Source organism: Mesorhizobium sp. M1B.F.Ca.ET.045.04.1.1 (assembly GCF_003952465.1).
GTDB lineage: Bacteria > Pseudomonadota > Alphaproteobacteria > Rhizobiales > Rhizobiaceae > Mesorhizobium > Mesorhizobium shonense.
The window spans coordinates 3,824,683-3,850,373 of sequence record NZ_CP034448.1; the positions used below are offsets into that span (position 1 = coordinate 3,824,683).

At 64.0% G+C, this 25,691-nt stretch carries 23 protein-coding genes and 1 pseudogene; 11 read left to right on the forward strand and 13 right to left on the reverse strand.

The window, feature by feature from the left end:
* Nucleotides 1-364 precede the first annotated feature (364 nt).
* On the forward strand, nt 365-772 hold the full coding sequence (locus EJ071_RS18615; protein WP_126099157.1) for a carboxymuconolactone decarboxylase family protein: 408 nt from the start codon (nt 365-367) through the stop codon (nt 770-772).
* A 168-nt stretch (nt 773-940) separates the two neighbouring features.
* Here EJ071_RS18615 and EJ071_RS18620 read toward each other — a convergent pair whose 3' ends face one another.
* From EJ071_RS18620 to EJ071_RS18680, 11 genes are all read right to left on the reverse strand, one after another.
* Complete coding sequence (locus EJ071_RS18620; RefSeq protein ID WP_189521512.1) at nt 941-1,828, reverse strand: amidohydrolase; 888 nt, start codon at nt 1,826-1,828, stop codon at nt 941-943.
* Complete coding sequence (locus EJ071_RS18625) at nt 1,828-2,964, reverse strand: VWA domain-containing protein (RefSeq protein ID WP_126099159.1); 1,137 nt, start codon at nt 2,962-2,964, stop codon at nt 1,828-1,830. The genes EJ071_RS18620 and EJ071_RS18625 overlap by 1 nt, the downstream gene beginning before the upstream one ends.
* 226 nt (nt 2,965-3,190) lie before the next feature.
* Entirely contained in the window at nt 3,191-4,072 is an 882-nt protein-coding gene (locus EJ071_RS18635) for a MoxR family ATPase (RefSeq protein ID WP_126099160.1), read from the reverse strand.
* A gap of 8 nt (nt 4,073-4,080) precedes the next feature.
* Nucleotides 4,081-5,085 (reverse strand): molybdopterin cofactor-binding domain-containing protein, encoded by a 1,005-nt coding sequence (locus EJ071_RS40060; RefSeq protein ID WP_126099161.1) that lies wholly within the window; start codon nt 5,083-5,085, stop codon nt 4,081-4,083.
* Between the two features lies 1 nt (nt 5,086).
* Complete coding sequence (locus EJ071_RS40065) at nt 5,087-6,454, reverse strand: xanthine dehydrogenase family protein molybdopterin-binding subunit (RefSeq protein ID WP_126099162.1); 1,368 nt, start codon at nt 6,452-6,454, stop codon at nt 5,087-5,089.
* A gap of 9 nt (nt 6,455-6,463) precedes the next feature.
* Entirely contained in the window at nt 6,464-6,946 is a 483-nt protein-coding gene (locus tag EJ071_RS18650) for a (2Fe-2S)-binding protein (RefSeq protein WP_126099163.1), read from the reverse strand.
* A gap of 59 nt (nt 6,947-7,005) precedes the next feature.
* A complete protein-coding gene (locus tag EJ071_RS18655) occupies nt 7,006-7,800 on the reverse strand; it encodes an FAD binding domain-containing protein (protein WP_126099164.1) in 795 nt (264 codons plus the stop codon).
* An 11-nt stretch (nt 7,801-7,811) separates the two neighbouring features.
* Nucleotides 7,812-8,255 carry an SRPBCC family protein gene (locus EJ071_RS18660; RefSeq protein ID WP_126099165.1) on the reverse strand — a complete coding sequence of 148 codons (444 nt, stop codon included), beginning with the start codon at nt 8,253-8,255 and terminating at the stop codon, nt 7,812-7,814.
* 262 nt (nt 8,256-8,517) lie between these two features.
* Nucleotides 8,518-9,345: a helix-turn-helix domain-containing protein gene (locus tag EJ071_RS18665; protein WP_126099166.1), complete on the reverse strand. Its 828-nt coding sequence runs from the start codon at nt 9,343-9,345 to the stop codon at nt 8,518-8,520.
* Nucleotides 9,346-9,652: 307 nt separating this feature from the next.
* On the reverse strand, nt 9,653-10,651 hold the full coding sequence (locus tag EJ071_RS18675; RefSeq protein ID WP_126099167.1) for an ABC transporter permease: 999 nt from the start codon (nt 10,649-10,651) through the stop codon (nt 9,653-9,655).
* Nucleotides 10,652-10,700: 49 nt separating this feature from the next.
* Complete coding sequence (locus tag EJ071_RS18680) at nt 10,701-11,444, reverse strand: ATP-binding cassette domain-containing protein (protein WP_126099168.1); 744 nt, start codon at nt 11,442-11,444, stop codon at nt 10,701-10,703.
* Between the two features lie 454 nt (nt 11,445-11,898).
* Between EJ071_RS18680 and EJ071_RS18685 the strand changes: the two genes are divergently transcribed.
* Both EJ071_RS18685 and EJ071_RS18690 read left to right on the forward strand, forming a co-directional pair.
* Nucleotides 11,899-12,888 carry a sugar-binding protein gene (locus EJ071_RS18685; RefSeq protein WP_126099169.1) on the forward strand — a complete coding sequence of 330 codons (990 nt, stop codon included), beginning with the start codon at nt 11,899-11,901 and terminating at the stop codon, nt 12,886-12,888.
* Nucleotides 12,889-13,057: 169 nt separating this feature from the next.
* The gene (locus EJ071_RS18690; protein WP_126099170.1) at nt 13,058-13,822 is read left to right on the forward strand and encodes a FadR/GntR family transcriptional regulator; all 765 of its coding nucleotides are present in this window, start codon (nt 13,058-13,060) and stop codon (nt 13,820-13,822) included.
* 24 nt (nt 13,823-13,846) lie between these two features.
* On the opposite strand, the gene EJ071_RS18695 is transcribed toward EJ071_RS18690, so the two are convergent.
* Nucleotides 13,847-14,785, reverse strand: coding sequence for an NAD(P)-dependent oxidoreductase (locus EJ071_RS18695; protein ID WP_126099171.1), 939 nt, complete (start codon nt 14,783-14,785; stop codon nt 13,847-13,849).
* Between the two features lie 161 nt (nt 14,786-14,946).
* Between EJ071_RS18695 and EJ071_RS18700 the strand changes: the two genes are divergently transcribed.
* Together EJ071_RS18700 and EJ071_RS18705 are read left to right on the forward strand one after the other, a co-directional pair.
* Complete coding sequence (locus EJ071_RS18700) at nt 14,947-15,843, forward strand: NAD(P)-dependent oxidoreductase (protein ID WP_059187157.1); 897 nt, start codon at nt 14,947-14,949, stop codon at nt 15,841-15,843.
* Between the two features lie 98 nt (nt 15,844-15,941).
* Nucleotides 15,942-16,718: a FadR/GntR family transcriptional regulator gene (locus EJ071_RS18705; RefSeq protein WP_126099172.1), complete on the forward strand. Its 777-nt coding sequence runs from the start codon at nt 15,942-15,944 to the stop codon at nt 16,716-16,718.
* Nucleotides 16,719-16,923: 205 nt separating this feature from the next.
* Here the strand turns inward: EJ071_RS18705 and EJ071_RS18710 are convergent, their stop codons facing one another.
* Complete coding sequence (locus EJ071_RS18710) at nt 16,924-17,211, reverse strand: DUF3175 domain-containing protein (RefSeq protein ID WP_126099173.1); 288 nt, start codon at nt 17,209-17,211, stop codon at nt 16,924-16,926.
* Between the two features lie 217 nt (nt 17,212-17,428).
* Between EJ071_RS18710 and EJ071_RS18715 the strand changes: the two genes are divergently transcribed.
* The 6 genes and pseudogenes from EJ071_RS18715 (at nt 17,429) to EJ071_RS18740 (ending at nt 25,662) form a co-directional block, all read left to right on the forward strand.
* The gene (locus EJ071_RS18715) at nt 17,429-18,598 is read left to right on the forward strand and encodes an MFS transporter (protein ID WP_126102642.1); all 1,170 of its coding nucleotides are present in this window, start codon (nt 17,429-17,431) and stop codon (nt 18,596-18,598) included.
* A 235-nt stretch (nt 18,599-18,833) separates the two neighbouring features.
* Nucleotides 18,834-19,916, forward strand: a complete 1,083-nt coding sequence (locus EJ071_RS18720; RefSeq protein WP_126099174.1) for a substrate-binding domain-containing protein — start codon at nt 18,834-18,836, stop codon at nt 19,914-19,916.
* Between the two features lie 80 nt (nt 19,917-19,996).
* On the forward strand, nt 19,997-22,246 hold the full coding sequence (locus EJ071_RS18725) for an ABC transporter permease (protein ID WP_126099175.1): 2,250 nt from the start codon (nt 19,997-19,999) through the stop codon (nt 22,244-22,246).
* Nucleotides 22,239-23,021 carry an ATP-binding cassette domain-containing protein gene (locus tag EJ071_RS18730; RefSeq protein WP_126099176.1) on the forward strand — a complete coding sequence of 261 codons (783 nt, stop codon included), beginning with the start codon at nt 22,239-22,241 and terminating at the stop codon, nt 23,019-23,021. Before EJ071_RS18725 ends, EJ071_RS18730 begins: the two co-directional genes overlap by 8 nt.
* A gap of 194 nt (nt 23,022-23,215) precedes the next feature.
* Nucleotides 23,216-24,241 (forward strand): annotated as a pseudogene (locus EJ071_RS18735) (LacI family DNA-binding transcriptional regulator); the annotation flags it as partial.
* A gap of 296 nt (nt 24,242-24,537) precedes the next feature.
* The gene (locus tag EJ071_RS18740; RefSeq protein ID WP_126099178.1) at nt 24,538-25,662 is read left to right on the forward strand and encodes a sugar ABC transporter substrate-binding protein; all 1,125 of its coding nucleotides are present in this window, start codon (nt 24,538-24,540) and stop codon (nt 25,660-25,662) included.
* Nucleotides 25,663-25,691 lie beyond the last annotated feature (29 nt).

Here is a 25,691-nt window from a genome sequence, read left to right on the forward strand (position 1 = left end):
TTGGCTGGTGGGCACTTCAACAATTGGCCGAATCGTCCGCCCCTTCGTCATCCACGGGCGTAGCAAGGAGCGAAGCGACGCGCGCAGACCCGAGGATCCATTCCGTTACTTTTAGGCGCCGCTGCGGTCCAGAATTCTGCTTCGCTGCGCCCTTCGCGCGAGGTCACGGAATGGATTCTAGGGTCTGCGCGCGTCGCTTCGCTCCTTGCTCCGCCCTAGAATGACGATGCTGAGGTGCTTCGGCCAACCTCGCGGCAGTGTGTTGTTTCGAGCTAAAAACTGAATCAGACAAACGGGTTAGCCGTCTATGCGCAACGCTTGATTCAACAACCTCGACCAACAATTCAAACGAAAGGACGACGCCATGGCCACCACAAGACTCCTCAGCGATGCCGAGGTCGAAAAAATCCCGGCGGTGAAGGCCGTGTTCGACGATATCCGCGCGACGCGGAAGTCCGATTTCGTCAACAATTTCTGGCGCGGGCTCGCCAACGATCCGGCCTCGCTGAAGCGGGTGTGGGAGCAGCTCAAGGCGGTGATGGTCGCCGACAGCGCCATCGATCCGCTGACCAAGGAGATGATCTATATCGCCGTCTCGACCGCCAATGGCTGTTCCTATTGCATCCACTCGCACACGGCCGCCGCCCGCGCCAAGGGCATGACCGATGCTCAGCATGGCGAGCTGGTGTCGATCATCGGGCTGGCGGGGCAGACCAATCATCTGGTCACGGCGATGCAGGTCACGCTCGACCCGCAGTTCGAGGTGAAGTGAGGCGCCGGCGCCCCCTTCTCCCCTTGCGGGAGAAGGTGTCGCCGAAGGCGACGGATGAGGGGTGTTCCAGCGGAGTGAGGCGCTGGCGTCCCCTGGAGCACCCCTCATCCGTCTCGGCGCTACGCGCCGATCCACCTTCTCCCACAGGGAAGAAGGAGAGGCGCCCAACTACACCGGCCGATACACCTTCTCGGCCGTGTTCCAGAAGACATCCGCCTCAGCCTTCGGCCCATGTCTTGCCACCGCCGCGCGGTGCGCCTTGATCAGCTCGGCGTGGCTGGTCCAGAGCTTTTCGATGGGGAAGTTCGAGCCGAACATCAGCCGGCCGCTGCCCAGGATTTCGATCGCGTTGTCGACGATATAGGCGATGAGCTCCGGGTCGTTGCGGTGCACGAAAGTGCCGAGCCCGGACAGCTTCGCGTAGACATTGGGCGCCGCTGCCAGCGTGCGCAGGCCGGCCTTCCAGGCCTCAGCGGTTTCCGGCTCCATGCCGGTCAGCATGCCGGCATGGGTGAGGATGAAGTTCGTTTCGGGGTTTTCGCCAATCAGCGTCAGTCCGTCTTTCATCTGCGCCGGGAAGAGCTGCAGGTCGAAGGACAGGCCATAGTCCTTCAATCGGGCGACATTGGCGCGCACCTTGGGATCGATCACCTGGTCGGCTGACGAGGCGAAACGGAAGGCGAGTGTCTCGTGCCAGTGGAGCTGCATGCGCACACCGCGCAGCAGTTTGTATTTCATCAGCCGGTCGATCTGCGGCCGAACGTCGTCGACCGTCATGTCGGCATAGCCGACAATCGCATGCGGCCAGCCGGTCTCCTCCGCGGTTTTCTGCAGGAAGGCGACCTCCTTCTCGAAATCCTCCTTGGCCCAGTTGGTCTGGACGTAGACGGCCTTCTCGACGCCGGAGCCTTTCTGGTCGTCGACAAATTCCGTGATCGGATAATCTCGGCGGATCGGCTCGTAAGGACCGAAGATGCGCGGCACCATCGGCCCGACCAGCCAGGGCTGGTCCTTTTGGCGCCAGATGTGGAAATGCGCGTCGATCGCCTTCTGCATCACGATACCCTTTTCCAGATGGTCTCGGCCGCCGGGGCAGGGCGGGCGAGCGACAGGATGAAATCAGTCAGGCTCTTCAGCGACGAGCCGTCGATCAGATCGTCGAGCACCGGCAGCATGGCGCGGAGCGCTGCGGTGGCCGGTCGGAAGCGCGGATCGCCGGCGAGCGGGCTCGCCAGCGACAGCCGGAAGGCGCGGGCGCTGAGCCGCCGCATCGCGGTTTCGAGATCGGAATGGTCGCCGCGCTCCAGCGCGTCCGACAGGATCACCACCGCAGCGCCGCGCGTGAAGGCGGAAAAGCGCGGCACCGAGAGGAAGGCGAGCAATGTCGGCCCCATCAGGGTGCCGCCGTCCCAATCGTCGACCAGCGCTGCCGCGCGCGCCAGCGCCTGGCCACAATCGCGGATGCGCAGCGCCGAGGTGATGCGGGTGAGCCGCGTGCCGAAGGTGAAGACTTCCGCGCGGTCAGCGCCTTGCACGGCGGCGTGCGCCAGCTTGAGGTAGTCGGCCGTGTGCAGCTTCATCGAGCCGGATACATCGATGAGCAGCAAGAGCTTGCGCGGCACGATCTGCCGGCGGCGCAGCAGCGGTGAGGGAATGTCGCCATCGGCGCTGACGATTTCGCTCAGCGAGCGCCTGAGGTCGAGCGTGCCGCGCGAGCGGGTGCGCGCGGTGCGGAAGGAACGGCGGGCGGGGAGGGCGGAGGCGAGCCGGCGACGGAACGAGCCGAGGCCGTCGGGATCGCGCGGAAAATCGCGGCTGCTCAACTGCTCGAGCCCCGAGGATAGTTCGCCGCCTTTCTCCTGGCGCAAGGCCCGGCTTTCTTCTTCGCGCGTGCCGCGATCATCCTTGATGCGGGTTTCGTCGGCTTCATCGCCTGCGACCGAAGGCTTGGCATCGCCGTAGAAATAGGCGCGGAAATGCGCCTCGAATTCGCCGCGGCGGTCAGGCGAGGGTGCGAGCGTCGCAAGTGCCGCCTCGCGGATATCGTTCATCGAGCGTGGCCCAAGCAGCATAACCGCCTGCATGAAGGCAATGACCTGTTCCGGCGCGATGGCGAAGGCGTGACGGCGCAGCAGCCGGGCAAAGCCGAGGAAGGGCATGGTGGGACGAGGCAAGCTTTCCCCACGCATCATTCCTTCGCGCCCCCCTCTGTCCTGCCGGACATCTCCCCCTCTAGGGGGGAGATTGGCAGCTTGGGCGCTCCGCTCAATCCTGCGACGTTGAAGATTGGCGAAAGCCGGCAGGACGTCTGATCTCCCCCCTTGAGGGGGAGATGTCCGGCAGGACAGAGGGGGGTGCTGTCCCGCCAGCGTCGCGCATTAACCCTGGGGTATCGCGCTAGCGCGTTGCGATTGCTCATCACGCCAGCGCCTCCTCGACAATCCTCCCCAGCTCCGGCACGATCGCCGACAAATCCTCCTCGTCCTTGATCAGCACCCCAATGGCGCGGCGGAAGGCTTCCGGCCACGGGCTGCCGCCTTTTTCGAGAATGGTCGCGGCATTTGCCCATTCGACGGCCTCGGCGATCCCTGGCGGCTTGGCCAGCGGACGGGCGCGGATCTGCTGCACGGCCTTCGCCACCGCGCGCGCGGTCGCCTCGGCGACGTCACCTGAGCGCAGCATGATGATCTCGGCCTCGCGCGCGACGTCGGGATAGCCGATCCAGTGGTAGACGCAGCGCCGGCGCAGCGCCTCGGCGAGTTCGCGGGTGCGGTTGGAGGTCAGGATGACGATCGGCTGGGTCGCAGCCCGGATCGTGCCGCGCTCGGGAATGCTGATCTGGAAATCGGAGAGGAATTCGAGCAGCAGCGCCTCGAACTCGTGATCCGAACGGTCGATCTCGTCGACCAGCAGTACGCGTTGCTCCGGTGCGCGCAGCACCTGCAGCAGCGGCCGCGCGACCAGGAAGCGGTCGTCATAAATGTCGATCTCGTGCTCGCCGGCGTGGCGGATGGCGAGCAACTGGCGCTGGTAGTTCCATTCGTAGAGCGCATGCGCGGCATCGATGCCTTCATAGCATTGCAGGCGCACCAGCTCGCGGCCGAGCAGTTCGGCGACCGCCTTGGCGGCTTCGGTCTTGCCGACACCGGGCGCGCCTTCGAGCAACAGCGGCTTGCCCAAGCGCATCGCCAGGAAGATCGCGGTCGCAAGGCTGTCGTCGGCCAGGTAGCGCGAAGCGACGAGGCGCGCCGCGACCGCCTCCGGCGAAGCCGCAACCTGCTCTGCATCGGCGCCGGTCATCTTCTTGCTCAGCCCGTGGCCTGCGCCTTCAGCGCGCGCAGGATGCGTTCGGGCGTGATCGGCAAGGTATCGATGCGAACCCCAACGGCGTCGAAGACGGCATTGGCGACGGCCGGGATCTGTGGATTGGCGCACATCTCGCCCGGACCCTTGGCGCCGAACGGGCCGTCGGCGGAAGGGCGCTCCAGCACGATGATCTCGGTCTCGGCGAGATCGCCAGGTCCCGGCATCAGATACTGGTTGAAGTCGGTGCCGCCATGGTCCCGGCTCGGATAATAGGGCTCGGTGGTCTCGTAGAGCGCGTGGCTGATGCCCATCCAGGAGCCACCGACAAGCTGCTGCTCGACCATCTTCGGGTTGAGCGCGCGGCCGATCTCGAAGACGTTCTTCACGGTGAGCACCGTCACTTCGCCGGTCTCGTCGTCGACCTCGACCTCGGCCACCGTGCAGGCATGGGCGTAGCATGTGGACGGTTTCATCGCGCCGGTCTCTTTCTCCGGATAAGAGCGCGGGATCAAGAACATGCCGCGGCCGGAGATCGACCGGCCGCGCTTGAAATGCGCCGACAGCGCGACATCGAAGATCGAGATCGACTTCTGCGGCGCGCCCTTCACCACTATGTTGCCCTCACCATCGGTCTCAAGGTCGGAGGCGTCTACCTCCAGCTCCTCGGCCGCAACTTCCAGCATCACCTGGCGGGCTTCCTTGGCCGCTTGGATGACGGCATTGCCGGCGCGGTGCGTGCCGCGCGAGGCGAAGGTGCCCATGCAGTGGGGGCCGGTGTCGGTGTCGGCGGTGTCGATGATGACGCGGTCGGTCGGCACGCCGATGGTTTCGGCGCAGATCTGCGCCATGATCTGCTTCATGCCCTGGCCTAGATCGACGCTGGAAAGCGTGACCATGAAATTGCCGGTCGGCGTCGAATGAACCAGCGCCTGGGTCGGGTCTCCGCCGAGATTCATGCCGGTCGGATAGTTGATCGCGGCGACGCCGCGTCCACGCCGGATCGCCATCTCAGCCTCCTTTCCTGTAGGAGGACATCGCCATGTATTTTTCCGCCACCGGCCAGTTGGCGGCGCGCGAGGCTTCCTGCATGCACTCGATCAGCGCCGCGCCTTCGGTCGGCTGGCGATGCGCCTTCATGTCGCCGTCGCGATAGGCGTTGATGAAGCGGAATTCGAGCGGGTCCAAGCCGATCAGCCGCGCCAGCCTGTCCATCTGCACCTCCAGCGCGAAGTCGCCGATGGTGACACCGAAGCCGCGCATGGCCGACGACGGGGTGCGGTTGGTGTAGACGCAGTAAGTGTCGATCCAGACGTTGGGGATCGTGTAGGGGCCGGGATAGTGCGCGGCGCCCTTCTGCGCGCCATAGGGTGAATGGCGCGAATAGGCGCCGGCATCGGTGTAGCCGGTCACCTTGCGCGCGACGATGCGGCCGTCCTTCATGACGCCGTCCTTGATGACGACTTTTTCAGCCGCGCGGGGCGAGGAGATCTGCATCTCTTCCTCGCGGCTGTAGATAAAACAGACCGGTCGTCCTGTTAGCTTGGCCCCGAGGATGGCGATCGGCTCGACGATGACGTCGACCTTGCCGCCGAAGCCGCCGCCGACCGTGCCGCCGACGAAATGCAGCTTCGAGCCCGGCATCTGCAGGATGATCGAGGTGTTGTCGAGGGTGAAGAACATCGCCTGCGTGTTGGTGTAGCAGGTGAAGCGGTCGTTGCCCTCGGGCGCCACCACGCAGCCGGTCGTTTCGGTCGGCGCATGCTCGATCGGCGAGGACTGGTAGCTTTGCTCCAGGATATGGTCGGCCTGAGCGAAACCGGCCTCGACATCGCCGAAGCGCACCTTGCGGCACTCGCCGCTGTCATAGAGATAGTGGTTCTGGCCGTGATACTCGTTGACGATCGGCGCGCCGGGCTTCAGCGCCTCCTCCATGTCGAAGACGGCCGGCAGCACCTCGTAGTCGACCTTGACCTTGGCGGCGGCTTCCTGCGCCGCGCGCTCGGTCTCGGCCAGCACCGCCACCACGGCCTCGCCCTTCCAGCGCACCTTGCCGTCGGCAAGCACCGTTTCGTCCTCGGGGCCGATCTGGATCAGGATCAGGATGGTGTAGACGTTGTGCGGGACGTCCTTGGCGGTCAGCACGCGCACAACGCCCGGATGCCTTTCTGCTTCGGAAGTGTCGATCGAGCGGATGCGGGCGTGGTGGTGCGGGCTGCGCACCATTTTCAGATGCAGCATACCGGGAAAATTGCGGTCGGCGAAATAGGCGGTCTTCCCGGTGACGTGCCCGGGGGAATCGAGCCGAGGCCGCGGCTGGCCGATCTCGTGGAGGCCGTCCTTGCGGATGTCGGCGAAATAGTCCTTGCGCAGTTCCATGGCTGTTCCTCAGGCGGCGTTCTGCGAGTTGGTGCGCGCGGCGGTCAGCACCGCCTGGATGATCGGCTCGTAGCCGGTGCAGCGGCAGATGTTGCCGGACAGCGCCTCGACCACATCCTCGCGGCTCGGGTTCGGCGTGCGGTCGAGCAGCACCTTCGCGGCCATGATCATTCCGGGCGTGCAGAAGCCGCATTGCGTGGCGAAGGCATCGAGGAAGGCGCGCTGCAGCGGATGCAGCACGCCGCCCTCGGCAAGGCCGGCGGTGGTCTTGATATCGGCGCCATTGCAGGTCTCGGCCAGTGTCAGACAGGAAAGCCTCAGTTCGCCATCGATGATGACGGAGCAGGCGCCGCAGGTGCCCTGGTGGCAGCCTCCTTTCGGCGAGGTATCGCCGATCTTGTCGCGCAGCGCGTTGAGCAACGTCGTGCCGCTCTCGACGAATTCGGCCTTCTCCGAGCCGTTGAGCGTGAACTGAATCGGGACCTTGGCCATTTTTTCCTCCCAGCGCGCCTGCCCGGATGACCGGACAGACGCGCATCCCCCAACGGTGGTTAACTCAGCAGCAGCCGACCGAGATGGACCGGCAGGACTTGCGTGCGATACCAGGCGCTGGCGATCGGATCGGAGATCGGTGCAATACCTTCGCCCGCGGCAGCCAGCGCCGGTGCGATCTCGTCAGCCGTGAGCTTGCAGCCAAGCAACGCCTTCTCGGCGGCGTGGGCGCGCATCGGGCGATCGGCCATGCAGCCGAGCGCGATGCGGGCGGAGCTTACCGTGCCGTCGGTCGTGCTTTGCAAGAGCGCCGCGATGCTCAGCACCGAGACGCCCTTCGGCTTGACTCGCGACACTTTGAGGAAGCGGAAGCTCTCCGCCTTGGGCAGCGAAAAGCCGACAGCGGTGACGATGCCGCGGCTGGTGTCGCGGCCCGCCAGGAAGGTCTCGATCGGCATTTCGCCGTCCGCGGTGGCAACCGTGGCGTCCAGCGCCAGCAGCGCCACGGCGAAGTCGCCGTAAGGGGCGGGCGCGAACAGATTGCCGCCGACGGTCGCCATGTTGCGGATCGCCGGCCCGCCGACGGCGCGCGCCGCCGGCGCGAGCGCGGCAAGCTCGGGATGACGGGCGATTGCGGCCATGGTGACGGAAGCGCCGAGCCGGGCCCTGCCGCCGGAAACGGTGATTTGCGACAGGCTTGGCTCGGTGACGCGCACGAGGCTGGAGACAGAGATGTCGCCCTCATTGGCGGCACGGACGACCAGCGTGCCACCGCCCAGATAGCGGGTACCGGACGCCTGCAGGGCCGCGTTGGCGTCTTTCACTGTCGAGAAGGTCTGCAGCGCAAGCGACATGGCCTGCTCCCTTAGCCCTGGCCTGCGAAATGGCTCTTCAGGGCGTTGAAGCCGCCCTGGAAGACATTGGCGCCCATGCCTTCGGCCAGCTTATCGGCTTCCTCGGGCGCGGCGTCGAAGCTCGCGCTCCATTCGGCATAGGTGCGGTTGCCGTCGGTGACGCGACGCAATTGCAGCGTCGCCTTGTGGTTGGTGAGCGGCTGCGGGGTTTCGAGGATCGAGTAGCTGACCAGGAAATTCTCGTCCGAGAAGTCGAGCAGTTTTTCGCGCAGCCGCGCGCCGCTGACCAATTGGAAGTTGCGCACGCAGCCGATCGCGGCGGCGTCCTTGCCGTCCTCGATGTGGCTTTCCACCATGCGCGGGTGCCAGCTCGGCAGACCGTTGAAGTCGCGGATGCGGGCCCAGACCTGCTCGACCGGCGCGTCGATGACGCTGGAAATGGTGACTTTCGCCATAAGCTCGTTCCCTTGCAAAGATGACAAGAGGCTAGGGCGGTCAGTGCGCCGGCGCTTATCAATGCGTCTTGAGCGCGTATCAATCAGTCTGAAAAAGAGCGGCCTCAAAGCATGTCTCCCGAAAGTGGGAACCGGTTTCGGGACAAAGACATGATTGAAATCAAAAACCTAAAGCGCATGGAGCGAATCTGAAAGATCGCGACGCGCTTTAGGCCGCTCAGGCAGTCTGAAAATAGCCTTGCAAGATAAGCCGGGCGCCGGCTCAGGACATCGCCCGCGCCGCCTCGCGGTAGAGCGTCGGCGGCACGCCGACATGATCGCGGAAGAAGCGCGAGAAATTGCCCTGGGTGGTGAAGCCGAGATTGCAGGCGACCGAGATCAGCGGCTCCTGCGACCACTGCAGCTGGCGCACGGCTTCCTCCATCCGCAGCGTGTTCCAGTAGACATTCGGCGTCAGGTTGGTCTGTTCCTTGAACAGCGCGAAGAAATGCGGCCGGGAGAGGCCCACGGAGCGCGCCACGTCGTCGAAGGAAATGCGCTCGCAGACATTGGCTTTCATCAGCTGGATCGCCTTGCGGACGCGGAAATCGAGCATCGTGTTGATGCGAGCGCGTGCCGCCTGGGGCGCCGAGGCATCGGCGGCGTCGAGCACGCTGTCGATGAAGCGCTCGATCTCGTAGTTGGCAACGTCGTCGATGCTCTCATTGTCGGCCAAGTGATCGAGCAGGTTCGCCGCTGCCTGATGCAGCCACGGCTCCAGGACGATTGCCGCCTGCGTAAACAGCGGCGCCGACGAGGGTAGGTCGCGGCGCCGGCGTGCCCAGTCGGGATCGATGTAGAAGGCGAGGAAAAGGCCGGGCTTGCCGTCGCGGGAAAGCGCGTGGCTGTGCGGCTGGAAGGAGTTGATGCCGGCGGCAGTGGTAGGTCCAAGCCGCACAGTCTCGCGGCCGATGGTCATTTCCCCGGCGGTGCCTTCCAGCCAGATGATGAGATGCGCCTCGCCATGGGCGTGGGTGACGAAGTCGTTGGCGACATTCAGGACAGAGACATGTCCGAACCGGCCCCAATAGAGCCTGATCGCGTCCGTCATGGGTATAGTTCCTCCCGCAGGCGACTGGCCTCCCTTCGCCTGCTCAAGGATAGTGCGGCTGAGTTTGCGGTTGCGTCAAGGCGCGCAATGATGACAGACGTTTGGGGACGGCCATCGGGACGGATTTTCAGACTGGGCGATAGGTGCGTTCCCTTCTCCCCTTGTGGGAGAAGGTGGATCGGCGCGCAGCGCCGAGACGGATGAGGGGTGTTCCAGCGGAGTGAGACGCTGGCTTTCCCTGGAGCACCCCTCATCCGTCGCCTTCGGCGACACCTTCTCCCGCAAGGGGAGAAGGGGGCGTCGCGCTCTAGTCGCTGCGCCGGAAGTTGCGGATGCGATCGAACAGCACCGCCAGCAGGATGGCGCCGCCGATGAAGGTGCCTTGCCAGAAGGCGTTGATGCCAAGCAGGCCAAGGCTGTTGCGGATCACCTCGATCAGCGCGGCGCCGACGATGGCGCCGAAGGCTGTGCCGACGCCGCCGGCGAGGTTGGCGCCGCCGATGACGGTGGCGGCGATCACCTGCAGCTCCATGCCGGTGCCGATGTTGGTGGTGACCGCGCCCAGCCAGCCGGTCTCAATGATGCCGGCGAGACCCGCCGAAAGCGCCGAGATCATGTAGACGGCGACCTTGATCTGGCGCACAGGCACGCCGGTCAGCGTCGCCGCATGCTCATTGCCGCCGATGGCGAAGATGTGCCGGCCGAACTTGGTCCAGCGCAGGATGAAGCCGGTGATCAGCGCCAGAAGGATCATGTAGAGAACCGGGTTGGCGATGCCGAACAGCCAGGCGCCGCCGCCCAGCGCGAGCAGCTTGTCGTGGTCCGGTCCGAACTGGAAGACGACGGTGTTGTTGGAGGCGACCATGGCGAGGCTGCGGGCGACCGACAGCATGCCGAGCGTCACCACGAAGGGCGGGAAGTCGAGATAGGCGATGAGGACACCGTTGAAAGCGCCGATGGCGAGCGCGGTGACGATCGTGGCCAGGATGCCGACCTCGATCGAATAGCCGGCATGCATGGTGACGGCCAGAACCATCGAGCACAGGCAGAGCACCGAGCCGACCGAAAGGTCGATGCCGCCGGTGATGATGACGAAGGTCATGCCGAGCGCCACGATGGCGACAAAGGTAATGTTGCGGGTGATGTTGTAGAGATTCTTCTGCGTGGCGAAGGCGTCGGTGGCAAAGGACAGGAACAGGCAGGCGAGGATGACCGCGATCACCACCCAGAAGGTCTGGCTGGCAAAAAGCCGCGATAGAAAAGTGTGCTGCTTCTGCGCGATCGTCTGGTCAAGGGTGACTGCCATTATCGACCTTTCTTGCCGGCGGTGAAACGCTTAGGTGCCACAGGCGCCGTTATGCTAGCTGCTCGATGGCGCCAGTGATCAGCCCGGTGACCTCCTCCGGCGAACTCGAGGCGATTTTCTTGTCTGCGACCTTCCTGCCGCGCCGCATGACGATGACGCGGTCGGCGACGTCGAAGACGTCGGGCATGCGGTGGCTGATCAGCACGACGGCGATGCCCTGATCACGCAGATGGCGGATCAGGTTCAGCACTTCGGCGACCTGCCTGACCGAGATCGCCGCCGTCGGCTCGTCCATCAGCACGATCTTGGCCTGCGACAGCATGGTGCGAGCGATGGCCACGGCCTGGCGCTGGCCGCCCGACATCTGCTTGACGAGGTCGCGCGGCCGCGTCTCGGATTTCAACTCGGCGAAGAGCTGGCCGGCGCGCTTGTACATCGCGGCATAGTCGAGGATGCGGAACGGGCCGACGCCGCGGCGGAGTTCCCGGCCGAGATAGACATTGGCGGCGGCCGTCAGATTGTTGCAGAGCGCCAGGTCCTGGTGGACGATCTCGATGCCGTGCTGGCGGGCTTCCGCCGGCTTGTGCAGGATCAGCTCCTTGTCGTCCATGCGCATCGTGCCGTGGCTCGGGCGGAAGTTGCCGGCGATCATCTTGACCAGCGTCGACTTGCCGGCGCCGTTGTCGCCCATCAGGCCGACGACCTCGCCAGCTTCCAGCGTGATCGAAACGTCGTTCACCGCCTGGATGGCGCCGAAATGCTTCGAAATGTTGGCGAGTTCGAGAACCGACACCAGCCTTAAGCCTCCCCGTTTGCGTCCCGCGAGTGCCGCATCATCGATGTCGGCGCCGCCTGGGCCTCGCACCTCCAACTCCTCCCGAGCGGGTGCGATCGGTTCATTTAGGCAAAACCCGCATGGGCGTCAATCAACTGTCGGACGATTAATTTCGGAACTCGTCGAAAAATCCGTTTTGTAGGACAAATAGGAATTGACGTTGGCGGCGAGCCGATATTAGCTAGCGTCGGAGGAAGAGCTTGCCCTCGCAAATCGCTGCTCGGCGGAGGCGGTGGGCAAGGATCGGTTAAGATCCGGCGATGCCAGTGTTCATTCGGCCTGGAACGGATCGGCAAATGCTTATCGGCCCGGCTTAAGACACGAACGTTCGAGGCAATTCCCGTGTCCTTGCGTCCAGGTCGGTTGGTGTGGCGGGCACGTCGTGTCCGTCTGTTTTCAAGGGAGGACTGATATGAGGAAATCACTTTTGCTCGCCGCCGTCGCCGCCATGGCGTTGAGCGCCGGGCCGGCTTTGGCCAAGAAACAGCTCGTCATTGTCGTCAAGGGTCTCGACAACCCGTTCTTCGAAGCCATCCATCAGGGCTGCGAGAAGTGGAACAAGGAAAACGCCAGCTCGGAATATGAATGCTTCTATACGGGCCCGGCGTCGACCTCCGACGAGGCGGGCGAAGCCCAGATCGTCCAGGACATGCTGAGCAAGCCCGACACAGTGGCAATGGCGATCTCGCCATCCAACGCGCCGCTGATCGCGCAGACGATCAAGAGCGCCAATCCGTCGATCCCGATCATGACGGTCGACGCCGACCTTGCCAAGGAAGATGCAGCGCTGCGCAAGACCTATCTCGGCACCGACAACTATCTGATGGGTCACAAGATCGGTGAGTACATCAAGAAGGCCAAGCCGAACGGCGGCACGGTCTGCCTGATCGAAGGCAACCCCGCAGCCGACAACATCCTGCGCCGCGCCCAGGGCACGCGCGATGCGCTCAGCGGCAAGGAAGGCCTTGCGGCGCTTGCCGGCGAGGGCGGCTGGACCGAGGTGGCGGGATGCCCGGTGTTCACCAATGACGACGGCGCCAAGGGCGTGCAGGCGATGACCGACATCCTTGCCGCCAATCCCAAGCTCGATGCTTTCGCAATCGAGGGTGGCTGGCCGCTGTTCGGCGCGCCGCAGCCTTACCGCGACCTGTTCAAGCCGATGGCAGACAAGATCGCCAAGAACGAATTCGTCATCGGCGCCGCCGACACGATCGGCGACGAAGTGGCTATCGCCAAGGATGGCCTGGTGACGGCTCTGGTCGGCCAGCGCCCGTTCGAGATGGGCTACAAGGCGCCGTCGGTGATGATCGACCTGATCGAGGGCAAGAAGGTCGACGATCCGGTCTTCACCGGTCTCGACGAATGCACCAAGGACACGGTCGACACCTGCATCCAGAAGTAGGCTTCCATCCCGGGGCGCCCTTCGAAGGGCGCCCCTCCACTTTTCGCCAGGATCATGGGCGCGGCCTTGCCGGGGGTGGCGGGCCAAGACTTTTCCGCGCCCAGAATTTTCTTGTCCGGCAGAGTTTTGCGGGCGTCTTGGAGCTCGCGACAGGAGGCACCGAACGCGGATGCCACGGGAAAAGTCAGCGAAGCGCTTAGCCGAGCCAGCGGCGGTCGTCATACGCGGGCCTGAGGCGACGCGGATCTCCGGTCTCAGCGTGCATGCATCGCTCGCCGGCGAGATCGGCCTCAGGATCGTACGCGGCGACTATCCGCCCGGCACCATCCTGCCCAATGAAGCCAAGTGGTCGCAAACCTTCAACGTCAGCCGATCGGCGGTGCGCGAGGCCATCAAGATGCTGATGGCCAAGAGCCTGCTGGCGTCGCGGCCGAAGATCGGCAGTTGGGTCGAGCCGCGAGAGCGCTGGAACCTGCTCGACCGGGACGTGCTCGCCTGGTACGCGACCTCGCCCGACCGCGAGGTGTTCCTGAGGACGGTGCAGGAGTTCCGCCACATCATCGAACCGGAGGCGGCCGCCTTCGCGGCGATGCGGCGCTCTGACGAGCAGATGGTCGAGATCAGCCAGGCCTGCCGCGAGATGGGCGAAGCGACGCATATCCAGGAGCGCACGCGCGCCGACACGCGATTTCACCTCGCCATCCTGCGGGCTTCCGGCAACGAGCTGCTGGTGCCGCTCGGCGTCCTGATCGAATCGGCGCTCGACCATCTCTTCGTCTTCGTCACGCGCGAGCACAGCGACCAGCGGCGGGCCCAATCCCTGCACGAGGCGATCGAGCGGAACATCCGCCTGCGGCGCCCGGCGGCCACCAGGAGCGCGGTGCACAAGCTGCTCGCCAACACCGACGAGGTGATCGAGCTGTCGCGGCGCTGAGAAGGGAACTCGCGCCGATGGCTGTCAGATCTTCTGCTTAACCCCGTCCTTCGACGGCATCAGGTCGACACCGTTGAGCTTGCCGACATGTGTGGCGAGCATCGGCACATACTGCTCGGCCGGCCCAGCGGCAAAGGCGGTCGCGAATGAGTTCTTGGTGGCGTTGCCCAGCGGATTGGCAATGCCGGCGGCGCCCGCCATCGATTCCAGATAGGTCAGATCCTTGAAGGCATTGGCGATGGAGAATTTGTGCGCGTCGCGGTCGCCGTCGAGCGTCCAGCGCATGAAGGTCTGGTAGAAGCCGCAATCCATGCGGCCGTTGCGGATCACGCTGTCGAAGCGCGGCGGCGAGATGCCGACCTTCTGCGCCAGGGCGAGAGCTTCGGAGTAGATCGCCGCGTAGCCCAGCGAAATGAAGTTGTTGAGCAATTTCATGCGGTGGCCGTCGCCGGTGTCGCCGATATGGACGATGCGCCCGGCCCAGGTCTCGATAACAGGCTTCACACGTGCGAACACCGCATCGGGCGCGCCGACCATGGCGTCGAGCGTGCCTTCCCAGGCCTCCTTCGGCGTGCGGCTGAGGGGAGCGTCAACATAATCAACACCAAGCGCGTTGAGTTCGGCGGCTAAAGCCATGGTCGACGTCGGGTCGGATGTCGAGCAGTCGACAACCACCGAGCCCTTCTTCAAGCCTTCCTTGAGGCCGCCGGCTCCACGGATGATCGCCTCCACCTCGCGTGAGCCGGTGACGCAAATGAAGACGATGTCGGAGGCCGCCGCCACCTCGCGCGAGGTCGCCGCTTCCTTGGCGCCGCGGCCAAGCAGATCCTCTGCCGGCTTGCGGTTCTTGCGGCCGAGGAAGGTGAGCGGATAACCCTTGTCGACGATGTTCTTGGCGATGCCGTGCCCCATCAGCCCGAGACCGATGAAACCGATGTTCTCGCGGGCAGCGGTGGTGGTCATGTCGTTTCGTCCCTATCGTTGTTGTCTGATGATCGGGGCCGGCGCGACCGGCCGGCGAGCGATTGCTGGAGAAGGTTTTCGCGGATCGCCGTTGGCAGGCGATTGCGGAGCGCCATATTGTCTGACAATACACAGAATTCCCGAGCAATGTGGAGAGTAAAATGACGAAGCGGATCATGTTCACCGGCGGCAGCGGCAAGGCCGGCCGTCATGTCGTGCAGTATCTGGTCGAGCATGGCTGCCAGGTGCTCAACATCGACACCAGGCCGCTCGACAACCCGAAGGTGCGCACTTTAATCACCGACATCACCGACAGCGGCCAGGTGTTCAACGCGCTGTCGAGCTATGCGGGGCTGCACGAGTTCGACCCGTCGCTGCGGGCGCAGCCGGTCGATGCCGTGGTGCATTTCGCCGCCATCCCGCGCATCATGATCACGCCCGACAACGAGGTGTTCCGCATCAACGCGATGGGGACCTACAACGTCATCGAGGCGGCGGTGAAGCTCGGCATCCGCAAGGTGATCGTCGCTTCCAGCGAGACGACCTACGGCCTGGTCTTCGCCAACGAGCCGCGCAATCCGACGCATTTTCCGCTCGACGAGGACTATGACGTCGACCCGATGGACAGCTACGCGCTGTCGAAGATCGTCAACGAGAAGACCGCGCGCGCCTTCGCGCTGCGCAGCGGCTTCGACATCTATGCGCTGCGCATCGGCAACGTCATCGAGCCGCATGAATATGCGCTATTCCCGAAATGGTTCGCCGATCCGGGTTTCCGCAAGCGTATCGCCTGGAGCTACATCGACGCCCGCGATCTCGGCCAGATCACCTTGCGCGCGATCGAGAAGGACGGGCTAGGCTACCAGGTGTTCAACGCGGCCAATGACGACACCTCGTCCGACCTGCCGACGGCCGAGCTCCTGAAGCGGTTTTATCCCGGCGTGCCGGTGAAAGCCGAGCTCGGCGAATTCGAGACGCTGCTGTCGAACCGCAAGGCGAGGGAGGTGCTGGGCTTCCGGCCCGAGCATAGCTGGCGCAAATACGTCAAGACGGCATGAGGAGACAAACGCTGGTTGAGCTGTGCACATCCGCGCGCTTTGCGGTAAAGCTGGTTTGCCGTGCTTGACAGCTTCTGAAAACCGGACTTTGTGGATATATGCGGAACGCGAAGCCGAACAACGAAAATAGGCCAACGACAGCGGCATCCGCCGAGCGCCCGGCCGGTACTCGCCGGCCCAATGCGCCGCGCATCCCTGGCGCCAGCGTGCATACCTCTTTAGCCAGCGAAATCGGCCTTCGGATCGTGCGCGGCGACTATCCGCCGGGTACCATCCTGCCCAACGAGGCGAAATGGTCGGAAACCTTCGACGTCAGCCGCTCGGCGGTGCGCGAGGCGATCAAGATGCTGATGGCCAAGAGCCTTCTGGCGTCGCGACCCAAGATCGGCAGCTGGGTGGAGCCGAAAGAGCGCTGGAACCTGCTCGACCGCGATGTGCTCGCCTGGTACGCGACGTCGCCGGATCGTGAAGTCTTCCTGCGGACGGTGCAGGAGTTCCGCCACATCATCGAACCGGAAGCGACGGCTTTTGCCGCAATGCGGCGCACCGATGAGCAGATGGCCGAGATCAGCCAGGCCTGCCGCGAAATGGGCGAGGCGACCAACCTGCAGGAGCGCACCCGCGCCGACACGCGCTTCCATCTCGCCATCCTTAGGGCCTCGGGCAACGACCTGCTGGTGCCGCTCGGCGTCCTCATCGAATCCGCCTTCGACCATCTCTTCGCCTACACGACACGCGAATTGGACGATCTGCAGCACGCCCAGAAACTGCACGAAGCGATCGAGAAGAACATCCGGCTGCAGCGGCCGGATGCGGCGCGCAATGCCGTGCGCAAGCTGCTTGCCAATACCGACGACGTCATCCGCTCGCGCTAAGGCCTGCTGAGATTCAGGTGAGGCCGGCCTGCGAACGGCGCCTTCCTGCGCTTCCGGTGCTCACGTACTTAAAGTACGCTCCGCTCCGGCCTTCGCCGGCCAAAGCCGTCATAAGTGTCTCCGCTCTATGAAGGCTACGGCCGGCGTAGGCCGGTTCTCGGAAGCCACCATTCTCGACTCGGCCTGACCTGAATCTGAGCAGGCCTTAGTCCTGCTTCTCGCGCCCGAAGGCGACGCGCAATTCGTCCTTCGCCTTTTCCAGCACCCGCTTGCGCTGCTCCGGCAGGTTCCTGCCGGCGCGGTTGATGTAGAAATTCAGCATCGACATCGCGGACCGGAACGGCTCCGCCTTGCGGCGGTGGCTGTGCTCGGCCGAGCGCTTGAGCGAAGCGGCGATCTTCTTGGCATCGTCGGATTCGAAGACGTGCTCTTCGAGATCCAGCGCGTCGCTGTGCTCGGTCACCTCGGCCGACCATTTTTTTTTAGCGGTCATGGTGAAGCTCCTTCCATGGGCACAACTCCGGGCGGCAGGGCCGGTTCCCGGTTGCTGGAGCCACGCATTTGTCCGTCGTGGCGCTGCTCGGCAGCAGAAATGCGCCGATACTGCGCTGAAACCGCCCGGTCTCGAAGAATCGCGGACAGGAAACGCCTTGACGACAATCCCCGGAAACACGGCAAACGACGCCGGCATCGACAGCTTCTATGCGTGGATGCGGCTCGGCATTTCCTTGCTGCTGGCGACGATAGGCGGCGCCGGCATGTGGGCGGTGGTCGTGGTTCTGCCCGCCGTTCAGGCCGAGTTCGGTGTCGACCGGGCTGCCGCCTCGATGCCCTATACCGCGACCATGGTCGGCTTCGCCGCCGGCAATGTGCTGGTCGGGCGCGCCATCGATCGCATGGGTTATTGGATACCGGCACTCGCCTCCGCGGCGGCGCTGAGCGCGGGCTTTCTTCTCGCTTCGCTCACCACCTCGATCCTCGGCTTCACCCTTGCCCAGGGGCTGTTGATCGGCCTCGGCACCTCGGCGATCTTCGGGCCGCTGATTGCGGATATTTCGCATTGGTTCAACCGCCGCCGCGGGGTCGCCGTGACGGCCGCAGCCTCCGGCAGCTATCTGGCCGGTGCGGTCTGGCCGATCGTGATTCCCTACATAATGCGAGGTGAAGGCTGGCGTTTCGCCTATGCGGCGATCGGTGTGTTCTGCCTTGCGACCATGGTGCCGCTGGTGCTGATGCTGCGGCGCGGCGCGCCGCGCGAGGCCGCCGGCTCATCCGGCAGCCGCCCGGTTCAGCCGATCTCATTGTCGCCGTCAGCGCTGCAGATGTTGCTTGTCGTCGCCGGCTTCGGCTGCTGCATGGCGATGTCGATGCCGCAGGTGCACATCGTCGCCTATTGCATGGATCTCGGCTACGGCGTCGCGCGCGGCGCCGACATGCTGTCGATCATGCTGGCGGCGGGCGTCGTCAGCCGCATCGGGTCGGGTTTCCTCGCCGACCGCATCGGCGCGGTGAAGACGCTGCTCATCGGCTCGGCGCTGCAATGCGTGTCGCTGCTCTTCTATATCCCCTTCGACGGGCTTGCCTCGCTCTATGTCGTCTCGCTCATCTTCGGTCTCTCGCAAGGCGGCATCGTGCCCTGCTATGCGATCATCGTGCGCGACTACATGCCGGCCAAGGAAGCCGGCCAGCGCGTCGGCATCGTCTTGATGGCGACCATCTTCGGCATGGCGGTCGGCGGCTGGATGTCGGGCTGGATCTACGATCTCACAGGCTCCTACGCCGCCGCGTTCCTCAACGGCATCGCCTGGAACCTGGTCAATCTCACCGCCATTTTGCTGCTTATGTGGAAGGCGAGGCGGAGCGCCGAAGCGTTGGCCTGATGTCCGCCAGCAAAACCTAGCCATTGCAAGATTGTCTACCGGCGCAAAGGGAGGGGCTGGGTGGGGGCGTCCGCACTCTTTCGCATGACGTCGCGCCCGAACACTGGACGCAGCAGGCTATTTACTTGGACAGGCTTTGGGCGGAATATTGCTAAGTGGGAGGAAGCACTCGGAAAATCCCCTGAATAAATGCGCTCGAACGGCTTCCGCCCGTTGAATGCAAGGGAGGATAATCATGAGACGTATTTTCCCGCTCGCGGCATGCGCCGCGGCGTTGTTGCTCGGCGTGCCCTCCGCCTTCGCTCAGTCCGGCGGCGTCCAGAAAGCAGTCGGCGGCTACAGCTTCGAGGAAGCCGCCAAGGAGGCTCCCACCACCAAGGACTTCCATTCGGCCGATGGTCATCTCACTTTCGCGATCGTGACTCATACAGCCGGCAACGGCTTCTTCGATCCGGTCTATGTCGGTGCGACTGCCGCCGGCAATCTGATCGGCGCCAAGATACTGCTGCTCGGCTCGGAATCTCCGACCGACGACCCGGCCCGCGAGATCGAAATCCTGAATCAGATCGTGCAGGATCCGACTATCGACGGGCTGATCATGACAACGCCCCAGGTCGGCGCCTATAACGACATCGTCAAGGCCGCCGAGGCCAAGGGCATACCGGTAGCAACGACCAATTCCTTCGACGGCACGATCCTCGACCGCAGCGGCATCAGCCACACTGGTCAGGACGCCTCCGCCGCGGCAATCGCGGGCGAGGCGCTCGTCAAGTGCCTGGTCGACAAGGGTATCGAGAAGGGCTCGATCGTCTTCCCGTCTTCGACCGCAATGGGCAACATCGAGGTCAACAATCGCGTCACCTCGGCCTTCAACGCGGTCGTCAAAAGCCTGAAGGCTGCCGGCAAGCTCGAGGCCTTCAAGGTCGACGCAGGTCCCGAGAACACCGGCATCGACACCAATCCGAACGATCCAGTGAACGGCATCGTGACGCTGTTCGAATCGCGCGGTGATGTCGTCGGCGCCTTCGCCGGCAACAACGTGTTCACGCCGGCGCTGGTCAAGGCCGTCGCGCAGACGGGAAAGACCGGAAAAATCTGTGCCTATGGCTTCGACCTCGGTCCGGCGCAGCAGGATGCGTTGAAGAGCGGCGACTTGACGGGCGCGCTCGGACAGCAGCCCTTCCTGCAGGGCTTCTATCCGGTCATGCAGCTCTATCTGCAGATCGATCGTGGCATCTCAGCCGCCAATCTCGACACGCGTGCCCAACTCGTGACGCAAGAGACTGTTGGAAAGGTCGGCAAGCGTTTCGAGAACTGAATGTCAAAGCGATCCTGAACCTGGCGCGGGAGGGCTGGTATCCTCCCGCGCATTTTGGCCTTCGGAACCCTTCATCAAAAATGCCCGCTGAAGCTCTCGCTCGTCGCCTTCCGTCCCAGCTCGTCGGCGGCTGGGAAATGGGATTGCTTGCCCTGCTGGCGCTGATCTATCTCGGCGGCGCTGCCGTCAATCCGACGTTCTTCGGCTCACCAGAGGCGTTCCATGCAGTGCTTCGCGATACCTCGCGGGTCGCCATCATCGCCGTCGGAATGACCTTCGTCATCATCAACAAGGACCTCGACCTTTCGGTCGGCTCCATCTACGGCCTTGTGGCCGTCGTTTTTGCCAGGTTGTTCGCGCCAAGCTTCGCCGATCTCGACATCGTCACGTCGGTGATCGTCTGCGTCCTTCTTGGCATGGCGATCGGCCTCGTCAACGGCGTGCTCGTTACCATCCTAAAAGTGCCGGCGTTCATCGCCACCTTGACCACGCTTTTGATCGGCCGCGGCTTCGTCCTCGCCCTGACTCACGGTCAGGCGATCTACTATCCAGGCAAAGCGAAGGAGGCCCCGCTCTTCTTTCATCTCGGCGAGACGAACGTCTTCGGCTTCAACAACCAGATCGCGATCTTCGCGGTCGTTGCCGTGATCGGCGCCTACGTGCTCGCCAACACTCGCTGGGGCTACGAGACCTTTGCGACGGGCGGCAACGAGCAGGCAGCAGTCTATGCCGGCATACCGACGAACTGGGTACGCATCCGCGCCTATCTGCTCTCGTCGCTCTGCGCCACCGTTGCCGGCCTCCTGTCGGCCGCTCAGGACAAGGGTGTGACCCCGCTTTACGGCGTTAGCGGCGAACTAACCGTCATCGCCGCGGTGATCATCGGCGGCGCTTCCATTCTCGGCGGTCGCGGCCGCGTCGCCGGGTCCTGCCTCGGCGCCACGCTGGTCGTTCTGCTCGACAAGGTGTTGCGCGAGGGTTTGCCGATCACGCGCACCATCAAGATCGGCGAGGAGGAGGTGACGGTCAACGCCGTCTATTCCCTGCCGGTCGGCGCGGTGCCGGTTTTTCTCGGGCTGTTGCTCGTCATTGCCGTGCTGATTGAACCTCACCTCATCCGCCGCCAGGTCGCGGCGCGCCTCTGGGCATGGCTGCGCGGCAGGCCGCCGCCGCCGGCCTTCGAGATCGGCGGCGTCGCGCTCGAGGGCGTGGTGACCAAGGGCGCAATGGCGACCGACATGGCGCTGTCGGCGACCGGGTTCGGCAAGTTCCTCGCCCGGCGCGATGCCCTCGCCGTCATCCTGACCGTGGTGCTGTGGCTCACGGGTCTTTTGCTGAGGCCGGATTATTGGTGGAACCTGTCCAACACTTTCGCGATCCTGCTCAACTATACCGAGCTGGCGCTGATCACGGTCGGGCTTACCTACGTCATCGCTGCCGGCGATATCGACCTCTCCGTCGGAGCCGTCCTGGCGCTCGCCGGCAGCGCGGCGGCCTATTTCCTGAAGGTCCTGGGCGCCGATCCCGTCACCGCCATCGCGATGGGCCTGCTGGCGGGAATGCTCGCCGGCCTCGTCAACGCCATCGTTGCGGTCGGCCTGAAGCTCCCGGCCTTCATCGCCACGCTTGGGATGTTCTACATCGCCCGCGGTCTCGCCGCATGGTTCGTCGCCGGCCAGCAGCTAACCGGCTGGCCGGAGGGCTACAACCTGCTTGGCCGCAAGGTGAACGACATCCTCCTTCACTTCGGCATCGTGCTTCCGGATGGCATCCTCAAAACACTGGCCGAGGTGGTCAGCGTGCAGACGGTCTGGATGATCTTCGTCGCCCTGATTGCCGGCATCGTGCTCGCCTATACGCCGTTCGGGCAAAAGGTCTACGCAACCGGCGGCAACATACGCGCCGCCGCCTATGCCGGCATCAACACCAACCGGGCGCGCTTCATCTCGCTCATGCTGGCGGCGTTCTGCGCGACGATGGCAGGGATCATCAACGTCGCCTATTTCCGAAGCTTCAATCCCGTTGCAGGCCAGTTCCGCGAACTCGATGCCATCGCATCCGTGATCATCGGCGGCGGGTCGATCTTCGGCGGCTACGGCACCATGCTGGGCTCTTTAGCCGGTGCAGCCGTGATCACTCTCGTTCGGTCGCTCCTGCAGCTCAATGTCCAGGGCTTCAGCATGCCGCAGCATTGGATCAACGTCTTCATCGGCGTCATCCTCATCGTCGCGGTGCTGATCGACATCTGGGTGCGCCAAGCCAACATCTTCGGTCGCCTGCGAGCCCGCCTCGCGCGACGCGCACGAACCCAGGAAACCATTCATGCCTGATGCTGCGTTGCCTCAACCGATCGTGGAAATGCGAGGCATCGAAAAAGCCTTCGGCGCTGTCCAGGCGCTTCGGAAAGTCGATCTGGTGCTCTATCCCGGAGAGATCCTTGGACTGGTCGGCGACAACTCGGCCGGCAAGTCGACGCTCATGAAGATCCTGACCGGCGCTTATCAGCGCGACGCCGGCGAAATCCTCGTCGCCGGTCAACCTGTGCACTTCAAGAGTCCGCATGAGAGCCGCGATGCCGGCATCGAGATGATCTACCAGGATTTCGCTCTTTGCGGGAACATGGATGTCGGCCAGAACATCTTTCTCGGCCGCTGGCCGCGCAAAGGCCCTTTTGTCAATCGCCGCAAGATGTACGCGGAAGCCGACAGCGTGCTGAAGCGGCTCAAGGTCGACGTGAACTCCGTTTTCCAGAAGGTCGAAAGCCTGTCGGGCGGCCGCCAGCAATCCGTGGCAATTGCCCGCGCGATCTCCTTCGAGCCACGCGTCGTGATCCTCGACGAACCGACCGCCAATCTCTCGGTGATGGCGACCGAGCGGCTCCTCGAGACCATGCTGGAACTGAAAAAGCAGGGCGTTGCCCAGATCATCATCTCGCATCGGCTGGTCGACATTTTCGCCGTGGGCGACCGTGTCATGGTGCTCAAGCGTGGCGAGAATGTCGGCGACCGTCACGTCAGGAACACCGACGAGCACGAGGTCCTTGAGATCATAGTCTCCGGCACCCGGGAGCAGGCGCTTACGGCCGATCAGGCGAGGGCGGTCTGACCACCGAGGCGTTGGCCTGAGGGCTTATCGCTTCTACCGGGGGTGGGCTGAACCAATATTCGTTGGCTTGACAATGGCCATGGCCTGCGCGACCCAGACCGGAATGGGGACGGGCTGCGAAACATGGTTGCTGTGGCTAAGCTGTTGATCGTCAACCCGCCGCTGCGCTCCTTTCGTGCAAAAAGGACAAGGCGGTGACAAGGCCGCGCTCGCGGCGTGGCGGCGGCCGCCCCACAATCGCCGACGTGGCGCGCAAGGCCGGCGTCGGCGCAATCACCGTTTCCCGCGCCTTGCGCGAGCCCGGGCGGGTTTCGGAAGATCTGCGCCGGCAGATACAGGCCGCCGTCGACGAGCTCGGCTATGTGCCGGATCCCAACGCGCGGGCATTGGCCTCGGCGCGCGCCGAGGTCTTCGGCGTGCTGGTGCCTTCCCTCACCAACAACGTCTTTGCCGAGGTGGTGCGCGGCATCTATGACAGCCTGTCGGACAGCCCGTTCCGCATCCAGCTCGGCAACACGCATTACTCGGGCCTGGAGGAAGAGCGGCTGCTGCAGGTATTTGCCCTGCAGCGCCCTGCGGCGCTGATCGTGGCCGGGATCGACCAGACGCCGCCGTCGCGGAAGCTGCTGGAGACGGCCGGCTGCCCGGTGGTGCAAGTGATGGAAACCGGACCCGACCCGGTCGACATGCTAGTCGGTTTCTCGCATTTCGACGGCGGCCGGACGGCCACCGGGCACCTGATCGAAATGGGCTACCGGCGGATCGCCTTCATCGGTGCGCGCATGGATCCGCGTTCGCAACGGCGCCTTGCCGGCTATCGCGCGGCGATGGAGGCGGCCGGCTTGTTCGATCCACGGCTGGTCACCACCACGCCGCTCTTGTCCAGCGTGAGCCTTGGCCGCGAGCTTTTGCGCGATGCGCTGGCCAAGATGCCGTCGCTCGACGGCGTCTTCTGCAACAATGACGATATCGCGCTTGGCGTTCTGTTCGAATGCCGCCGTGCCGCGATCGCGGTGCCGAAGACAATCGGCATCGTCGGCTTCAACGATCTCGACATGATGCAGGCGGCGTTCCCTTCGGTCACCAGCGTCCGCACGCATCGCTACGAAATCGGCCGCAGGGCGGTGGCGATGGCGCTTGCCGCGATCGCAGGCCAGAGGCCGCAGCAGCGGGTTGTCGACCTCGGTTTCGAGCTCATACGCCGCGAGAGCACCGCACGTTGAAACACGCAGCGGCGACTGTGCGAATGCCGGTTTACACTATAAGATGGTAGCGCTACCATATTTCCCGCCAAGTATGCGATTGGGGGCAACAAGGCTGTTTATTATACATAAGCGACAGCTCATGCTTGTTTATTATGTATAATATGATAGTTTTGTAAGCCGCCTGGAGGGGCGGGAGGGGGAGGAAAGAGGGACGGCGCAAGTCACCTCGGAAGCGTATTGGACTGGCGTGAGGAAGCCGGCCGACAGCGCGGATCCATCGACAAGCAGAACTGCAACTGGGAGGAATACCGATGATCAAGTCACTCGTTGGCGGCGTCATTGCCGCCACTGCATTCGTTATGCTGAGTTCTTCGGCGATCGCCGATCCGGAAATCGTCAAGGGGCCGGCCGCCGAGCCGGACTGTTTCGCGCCCTGGGCGGCCGACACACAGTTCTTCAAATATCCGAAGAAGGATGGGCCGTACCGCATCGCGCTCGCCAACGGCTATATCGCCAACACCTGGCGCATCCAGATGATCCAGACCGCCAAGGCCTATGCCGCGCAGCCGGACGTCGCCAAGAAACTCAAGGAATTCAAGGTGGTGTCGACCGGCGAGGATGTGCCGGCGCAGATTTCGGCGATCAACAACTTCATCGATTCCGGCTTTGACGCTATTGTCGTCAATGCCCAGAACCCGACCGCGTTCGGGCCGGTGATCAAGCGCGCCAAGGAAGCCGGCGTCATTCTCGTCGCCTTCGACAACATCCTCGACACCAAGGACGCCATCAACGTCAATGTCGATCAGAAGGGCCTCGGCGAGTTGTGGGGCAAATGGCTGGTCGCGCATGTGCCGAATGGCGGCAAGGTGCTCGAGGTGCGCGGCGTGGCCGGTACCTCCGTCGACACCGACCGCCACAACGGCATCCATGAGGTGCTCGATGGGTCCGGCAAGAAGTGGGATGTCACCGAGGTCGTCGGCAAGTGGGATGACGGCGTGGCGCAGAAGGCAACGGCCGATGCGATCGCCACCAGCGGGCCGTTCGACGGCATCACGGGACAGGGCGGCGACACCGGCATCGTGCAGGCGATGATCGACGCCAAGCATCCGTTCGTGCCGTTCGGTGGCGAGACGGAAAACGGCTTCCGCAAATTCTGCGCCGCGCATGCCGGCGACGGGCTGAAATGCTCTTCGGCGGGCACCGGACCGGCCCAGGTCGCGGTCGCCATCAAGACGGCGATCGCCGCGCTCGAAGGCAATGTCGTGCCGCAGTCGGTCAAGCTGCCGCTGGCCATCGTCGAGGATCCGAACTTCAAGGCGGGCCAGGATTTCTTCCCCGACCAGTCCGACAATTTCTTCGTAGGCAATTCCTTCCCGACCTGCGGCATCAATTTCACCGCGCAGGAAATCATGGGCCAGTCCAAGGAAAACAAGTAGCCTGATCCAACCGGCGCCGCGGGAAAGCC

Bases quoted from the DNA above. Each gene is read 5' to 3' on its own strand.
- EJ071_RS18615 (WP_126099157.1), top strand. From the start codon at position 365: ATGGCCACCACAAGACTCCTCAGCGATGCCGAGGTCGAAAAAATCCCG.
- EJ071_RS18620 (WP_189521512.1), bottom strand. From the start codon at position 1,828: ATGCAGAAGGCGATCGACGCGCATTTCCACATCTGGCGCCAAAAGGAC.
- EJ071_RS18625 (WP_126099159.1), bottom strand. From the start codon at position 2,964: ATGATGCGTGGGGAAAGCTTGCCTCGTCCCACCATGCCCTTCCTCGGC.
- EJ071_RS18635 (WP_126099160.1), bottom strand. From the start codon at position 4,072: ATGACCGGCGCCGATGCAGAGCAGGTTGCGGCTTCGCCGGAGGCGGTC.
- EJ071_RS40060 (WP_126099161.1), bottom strand. From the start codon at position 5,085: ATGGCGATCCGGCGTGGACGCGGCGTCGCCGCGATCAACTATCCGACC.
- EJ071_RS40065 (WP_126099162.1), bottom strand. From the start codon at position 6,454: ATGGAACTGCGCAAGGACTATTTCGCCGACATCCGCAAGGACGGCCTC.
- EJ071_RS18650 (WP_126099163.1), bottom strand. From the start codon at position 6,946: ATGGCCAAGGTCCCGATTCAGTTCACGCTCAACGGCTCGGAGAAGGCC.
- EJ071_RS18655 (WP_126099164.1), bottom strand. From the start codon at position 7,800: ATGTCGCTTGCGCTGCAGACCTTCTCGACAGTGAAAGACGCCAACGCG.
- EJ071_RS18660 (WP_126099165.1), bottom strand. From the start codon at position 8,255: ATGGCGAAAGTCACCATTTCCAGCGTCATCGACGCGCCGGTCGAGCAG.
- EJ071_RS18665 (WP_126099166.1), bottom strand. From the start codon at position 9,345: ATGACGGACGCGATCAGGCTCTATTGGGGCCGGTTCGGACATGTCTCT.
- EJ071_RS18675 (WP_126099167.1), bottom strand. From the start codon at position 10,651: ATGGCAGTCACCCTTGACCAGACGATCGCGCAGAAGCAGCACACTTTT.
- EJ071_RS18685 (WP_126099169.1), top strand. From the start codon at position 11,899: ATGAGGAAATCACTTTTGCTCGCCGCCGTCGCCGCCATGGCGTTGAGC.
- EJ071_RS18690 (WP_126099170.1), top strand. From the start codon at position 13,058: ATGCCACGGGAAAAGTCAGCGAAGCGCTTAGCCGAGCCAGCGGCGGTC.
- EJ071_RS18695 (WP_126099171.1), bottom strand. From the start codon at position 14,785: ATGACCACCACCGCTGCCCGCGAGAACATCGGTTTCATCGGTCTCGGG.
- EJ071_RS18700 (WP_059187157.1), top strand. From the start codon at position 14,947: ATGACGAAGCGGATCATGTTCACCGGCGGCAGCGGCAAGGCCGGCCGT.
- EJ071_RS18705 (WP_126099172.1), top strand. From the start codon at position 15,942: ATGCGGAACGCGAAGCCGAACAACGAAAATAGGCCAACGACAGCGGCA.
- EJ071_RS18710 (WP_126099173.1), bottom strand. From the start codon at position 17,211: ATGACCGCTAAAAAAAAATGGTCGGCCGAGGTGACCGAGCACAGCGAC.
- EJ071_RS18715 (WP_126102642.1), top strand. From the start codon at position 17,429: ATGCGGCTCGGCATTTCCTTGCTGCTGGCGACGATAGGCGGCGCCGGC.
- EJ071_RS18720 (WP_126099174.1), top strand. From the start codon at position 18,834: ATGAGACGTATTTTCCCGCTCGCGGCATGCGCCGCGGCGTTGTTGCTC.
- EJ071_RS18725 (WP_126099175.1), top strand. From the start codon at position 19,997: ATGCCCGCTGAAGCTCTCGCTCGTCGCCTTCCGTCCCAGCTCGTCGGC.
- EJ071_RS18730 (WP_126099176.1), top strand. From the start codon at position 22,239: ATGCCTGATGCTGCGTTGCCTCAACCGATCGTGGAAATGCGAGGCATC.
- EJ071_RS18740 (WP_126099178.1), top strand. From the start codon at position 24,538: ATGATCAAGTCACTCGTTGGCGGCGTCATTGCCGCCACTGCATTCGTT.